Below are 5,553 nucleotides of genomic sequence, written 5' to 3'. Positions count from 1 at the left end.
GCCCACGCCGTGGGCCTCGAAGGACGCACCGAGCGCCCGACGTGAAATCGTCACTAAGCGTCGTGACAAATCTGAGTTAAACCCCGCGCCGCATCCGCCGCTCACGCGTTTGGATGCGAACCCCATCGCCCCCACCGGTCGCTCCGTCCCGGTGGACGGCCACTCCCAACGACGGGCGTCCAAAGTCAGGGAAACCGAAGCGATGAACGCTCCCGTTCCGAACAACACCAAGGCCGAGCTGCTGCAGAACGTGGTCGAGCACATCGACATCACGTCGTTCGACGCCCGCCCGATCATCGACGCCATGCGCAAGATGTCGTTCAGCTCGCGCGACACCGCCCGCGCCGCCGACATCTTCAACATGGCCTTGGCCGACAAGGATTGCTCGCCGTGGCTGATCCTGGCGGGCTCGACCTCGGCCGGCGGCTGCATGCACGTCTACCGCGACATGGTGAAGAACGGCATGATCGACGCCGTGGTCGCCACCGGCGCCTCGATCGTCGACATGGATTTCTTCGAGGCCCTGGGCTTCAAGCACTACCAGGCCGCCGGCCCGGTCGACGACAACGTGCTGCGCGACAACTACATCGACCGCATCTACGACACCTATATCGACGAGGAAGAGCTCCAGAACTGCGACCATACGATCCTGGAGATCTGCAACCGCCTGGAGCCGCGCGCCTACTCGTCGCGTGAGTTCATCTGGGAAATGGGCAAGTGGCTGAGCGAGGGCAACGCCAAGAAGCCCGGCTCGCTGATCCAGACCGCCTACGAAGAAGGCGTGCCGATCTTCTGCCCGGCCTTCGTCGACAGCTCGGCGGGCTTCGGCCTGGTCAAGCACCAGAAGGAGCAGATCGCGGCGGGCAAGCCCTACCTGATGATCGACGCGGTCGCCGACTTCCGTGAACTGACCGACATCAAGATCGCGGCCGGCACCACCGGCCTGTTCATGGTCGGCGGCGGGGTGCCCAAGAACTTCGCCCAGGACACCGTGGTCTGCGCCGAGATCCTCGGCGTCGAGGCCGACATGCACAAGTACGCGATCCAGATCACCGTGGCCGACGTGCGCGACGGCGCCTGCTCGTCCTCGACCCTGAAAGAGGCCGCCTCGTGGGGCAAGGTCAACACCACCTACGAGCAGATGGTGTTCGCCGAAGCCACGACCGTGGTGCCGCTGATCGCCTCGGACGCCTATCACCGCGAAGCCTGGAAGGGCCGCGAGAAGCCGCGCTGGCAGAAGCTGTTCGGCAAGTAGGCTTGATACGGACGACTTGAAAATGCAGGGTCCCTGAAGTTGCTTCAGGGACCCTTTTTCATGCGCGTCTTGTGGGTGGCCGCCCTCGCCGGTCTGGTCGTCGCGGGTTGCGCGAGCGCCCCCTACCTCGCCAAGGGCGCCTATGACGGCCGCGTCGCCGTGCCGCCGCCGCCCGCCTGGGGCTCGGCGGCCTACGAGCAGGACCGCCGCATCTTCCTGGACACCCGCGCGCTGAAGGACAGTCCGCGCTGGACGCTGGCCCAGCAGGACGCGCGCGAGGCCCGGATCATGGACGCCTACAGCTGCGCCCTGGGCGTCACGGCCAGCCGCCGGACCACGCCCCGGCTGGCGGCGATGCTGCACCGGGCCGCCCGCGACGTGCGGCCGGCCATCGCCGGCCCCAAGCGCCTGTACGATCGCAAGCGCCCCTACCAGGTCGACCGTGGCGCGATCTGCGCCCGGAGCGGCAGGATCGTGGCCATGACCTCGGACTATCCGTCGGGCCACACCACCTGGGGCTGGACCGTCGGCCTGATCCTGGCCAAGGCCCAGCCGGAACGGGCCGACGCCGTTCTGGCCCGGGCCCGCGCCTATGGCGAAAGCCGCGTGGTCTGCGGCGTGCACAACGCCACCTCGGTCGAGGCCGGCCGGATCAACGCCGCCGCCCTGGTCGACGCCCTGAGCGCCTCGCCGGCCTTCGAGGCCGACCTGGCGGCCGTGGGGCGCGAGTTGGATGCGGCCCGCGCGGCGGGACCCGCGCCCGATCCGGCCTGGTGCAAGACCGAAGCCGCGTTGATCGCCCAACCCCTGTCTTGAAGGGCCCACTCCAGACGCCCCTGTCTTGATACCTTCGCCGTGTGGCGGCAGGGTTGGAGCAGACCTTCCTCGGAGCCGACCATGCGCGCCAAACTCGCCCTCGCCGCCTGCGCGGTCGTCCTGAWCGGCGGAGCCGGTTTCGCCGTCGCCCGCGAGGACGCGCCGCCGTCCGCGCCGAMGGGCTATCTGGCCGTCGGGGCGCTCGACACCTCGAAGGTGCTGGCGCCGGCGCCCAAGCCGGGCGAGGCGCGCTACGAGGCCGACCGCAAGACCTTCCTGGCCACCCGGTCACTGAAGGACGGCCCGCGCTGGGCGCTGGCCCAGGCCGATGTCGACGAGAAGAAGATCCTGGCCGACTYCGGCTGCGCCCTGGGCTTTGTCCCCACGCCGGAGACCACGCCCAAGCTGGTCAGCCTGCTGCTGAAGCTGCGCTACGACGTGCGCGACGCGGTCAACAAGCCCAAGGACCTGTACAAGCGCCAGCGGCCCTATCTGATCGACGAGGGTCCGATCTGCGTCGACAAGACCGCCGACCTGGCCGCCAGCCCCGACTATCCGTCGGGCCACACCACCTGGGGCTGGACCGTGGGTCTGGTCCTGGCCGAGGTCGATCCCGAGCACGCCACGGCGATCCTGGTTAGGGGCCGGTCGTTCGGCGAAAGCCGCGTGGTCTGCGGCGTGCACAACGCCAGCGCCATCGAGGCCGGCCGCACCAACGCCTCGGCTCTGGTGGCGGCCCTGCACGGCTCCAAGGCCTTCCGCGACGACCTCGACGCCGTGCGGGCCGAGATCGCCGAGGCCCGCGCCAAGGCCGCCAAGCCGGCCCAGTGCGACGCCGAAGCCGCCCTGATCGCCCAAACGCCGTATTAAAGGCCCTCTCTCGGGGGATAGGGCTAATAGAGATCTGTCATCCCGGACAACCGTTCGAGGCTAGCGATAGCTTCCCCCATAGGGGGAGGAGCAGGTTGCGCGGGACCGCTCGGCCCTCTACCTCTTGGCCATGGCCCATCACGCCGCTTGCGATCACGATCACCACAACCACGGCGTCGCCGGTTCCGCCCTCGAAGCCGAACTGGCCGCCGCCGAGACGCGCTGCGGCGCCGCCGACCAGCGCCTGACCGCGCCCCGCCGCCGGGTGCTGGAACTGCTGCTGCAGGCCGGCCAGCCGGTGAAGGCCTATGACCTGATCGCCAGCTTCGCCGTCGATGGCCCCCCGGCCAAGCCGCCGACCGTCTATCGGGCGCTGGACTTCCTCGAAAAGCAGGGCTTCGCCCACCGCATCGAGAGCCTCAACAGCTATGTCGCCTGCCGTAAGGAGGCCGACGGCCACGCCGCCGCCTTCCTGATCTGCGACTGCTGCGGGGCCACCCGCGAGATCGAGCCCAAGGCCAGCGCCGAGATCATCGCCGCCGGGGCCAGCGCCGGCTACGTCCTGACCGCCGTGACCATCGAGGCGCACGGCTTGTGCGCCGATTGCCGCGACGCCTAGAGCGTGACAGCCGAAAGTGGATGCCGGTTTCGGGCCGTCACACTCTAAATGTTTGAACTAGAGCCTGCTTGTCCGTTCCCAACGGAAACGGGCAGGCTCTAGGCGCCCCCGCTAAACTCTGTACACTTTTAACGATCAACAACCCGCTTCACCGTCTTTTGGGAGAGCGAGATGAGCGATCGTGAACCGGCCAAGACCTCGTGGTGGCACAGCACGCCCGTCGTCATGAGCGCCATCGCCGGCCTGCTGACGGCGGTGACCGGCCTGGTCGTCGGCCTGCACCAGGCCGGCGTGATCGGCGGCGGCGGTTCGGACCGCTCGACCGAGACGGCGGCCGCGCCCGCYGCCACGCCCTCGACGACGACCTCCGCCACCGCCCCTTCGACCCTGGCCGCCACGGCTCCGTCCGCCGTCGCCGGCCCCGCCGCCGCGCCCCTGACCGGACCGCCCGGCCGCAACCTGCTGTCGCCGGAATATGGCGGACGCCTGGTCGCCGCGCCGACCAAGGCCTGGGCCTCGGCCAACGACGGCGTCCTGGCCAACGGCACGGTCATCACCTTCCTGGACGCCTTCGCCATCTTCGGCTTTCAGGACGACCGCCCCGCCACGTTCGACCGGTTCGGCATCCTGATCCCGGAGGCTGACGAAAGCCCCGCCACGATCGAGATCGCCGCCGGCGACACCCTGAACGGTCCGTTCCGCCCGTTGGCCAAGGTGCAGATCCTGAACCTGTACGTCGCGGCCAACGACGGCTGGCAGTATTTCGACCTGCCCAAGACCACCGCCCGCTATGTCCGGATCACGACCAGCGCCAAGCCCAACCTCGGCATCATGGGCTATATCAGCGAGCTCAGCCTCGACGAGAAGCCCTCGGGCGACAAGCCTCCGGTTGGGAAGCCTTCAGGCGGGAAGTCCTGACGGCAAGGCGGGGGCGATTGCGGATCGCGAGCAAACGCCGCTAGGGTTCGAACATCCGTTCACCCGCCCCGGAACCGCCGCCATGACGACCGCTGAGACCTATCCCGGCGTCGAGATCTGGCGCGGGGGAGTCAACACCTGGGACTGCGACGAGATGGGGCACATGAACGTGCGCTTCTACGTCGTGCGGGCCATGGAGGGGCTGGCGGGACTGGCGGGAGAGCTGGGCCTGCCGCACGCCTTCTCGCCCTACGCCAACGCCACCGTGGTGGTGCGCGAGCAGCACATCCGCTTCCTGCGCGAGGCCCATGCCGGGGCGACCCTGCACATGCTGGGCGGGGTGATCGAGATCTCCGACACCGAGGCCAAGGTGCTGCAGCTGCTGGTCCACACCGCCACCGGCCAGCTGGCGGCGACCTTCCAGACCACCATCGCCCACGTCACCCCGCGCGAGGGCGAGGCCTTCCCCTGGCCGCGCGTCGTGCACGAGCGGGCGGCGGCGCTCAAGGTCGAGATTCCAGACCAAGCCCGGGCCCGCAGCCTGGACCTGTCGCCGTTCGCGCCGACGGCCGGCCTGGAGCGCGCCGACGCGCTGGGCCTCAAGCGGATCGGCCTGGGCGCCCTGTCGCCGACCGATTGCGACGTGTTCGGACGGATGCGCGCCGAGCAGTTCATCGGCCGGGTCTCGGACGGCATCGGCGCCTTCATCGGCCCGTTCCGCGACACCGTGGTGGCCCATGCGGACCACAAGCCGGCGCGGGTCGGCGGGGCGGTGCTGGAGTACCGCCTCGTGCAACTGGCCTGGCCCCGGGCCGGCGACCGCGTCGAACTGCGCTCCGGCCTGGTCGGGACCCAGGGCCAGGCCATGCGGGTCGTCCACTGGATGCTGGACCCGACCACCGGCAAGGCCTGGGGCACGTCGGAGGCCGTGGCCGTCACCTTCGACCTCGACGCGCGCAAGGTGGTGCCGATCAGCGACGCGGCGCGGGCGGAGTTGGGCAAGCAGGCGGTGGCGGGGCTGGCGCTGTAACGGGAACGGGGACATGCCCTCGCGGCCTGTCCCCATGTTCAGGCT

Annotated in this window: 6 protein-coding genes; all 6 read left to right on the top strand. The window is 69.5% G+C overall.

From position 1 onward, the window contains the following. The first annotated feature begins 202 nt into the window (after nucleotides 1–202). The 6 genes from AC1DZ6_RS17680 (at nucleotide 203) to AC1DZ6_RS17655 (ending at nucleotide 5,508) form a co-directional block, all read left to right on the top strand. Nucleotides 203–1,255: a 1,9-bis(guanidino)-5-aza-nonane synthase gene (locus AC1DZ6_RS17680; protein ID WP_477098455.1), complete on the top strand. Its 1,053-nt coding sequence runs from the start codon at nucleotides 203–205 to the stop codon at nucleotides 1,253–1,255. 60 nt (nucleotides 1,256–1,315) lie between these two features. Beyond that, a complete protein-coding gene (locus tag AC1DZ6_RS17675) occupies nucleotides 1,316–2,071 on the top strand; it encodes an acid phosphatase (protein WP_477098454.1) in 756 nt (251 codons plus the stop codon). Nucleotides 2,072–2,152: 81 nt separating this feature from the next. Then, nucleotides 2,153–2,941 (top strand): acid phosphatase, encoded by a 789-nt coding sequence (locus tag AC1DZ6_RS17670; protein ID WP_477098453.1) that lies wholly within the window; start codon nucleotides 2,153–2,155, stop codon nucleotides 2,939–2,941. A 130-nt stretch (nucleotides 2,942–3,071) separates the two neighbouring features. Next, entirely contained in the window at nucleotides 3,072–3,560 is a 489-nt protein-coding gene (locus AC1DZ6_RS17665) for a transcriptional repressor (RefSeq protein WP_477098452.1), read from the top strand. Between the two features lie 171 nt (nucleotides 3,561–3,731). Continuing rightward, on the top strand, nucleotides 3,732–4,478 hold the full coding sequence (locus AC1DZ6_RS17660; RefSeq protein ID WP_477098451.1) for a hypothetical protein: 747 nt from the start codon (nucleotides 3,732–3,734) through the stop codon (nucleotides 4,476–4,478). An 82-nt stretch (nucleotides 4,479–4,560) separates the two neighbouring features. Continuing rightward, nucleotides 4,561–5,508 carry a thioesterase family protein gene (locus tag AC1DZ6_RS17655; RefSeq protein WP_477098450.1) on the top strand — a complete coding sequence of 316 codons (948 nt, stop codon included), beginning with the start codon at nucleotides 4,561–4,563 and terminating at the stop codon, nucleotides 5,506–5,508. The last annotated feature ends 45 nt before the right edge of the window (nucleotides 5,509–5,553 follow it).

The organism is Caulobacter sp. P1_B12_2, assembly GCF_056406675.1.
Note: the sequence above shows the minus strand (reverse complement) of the source record. Positions and strands in the feature narration are given on the sequence as shown.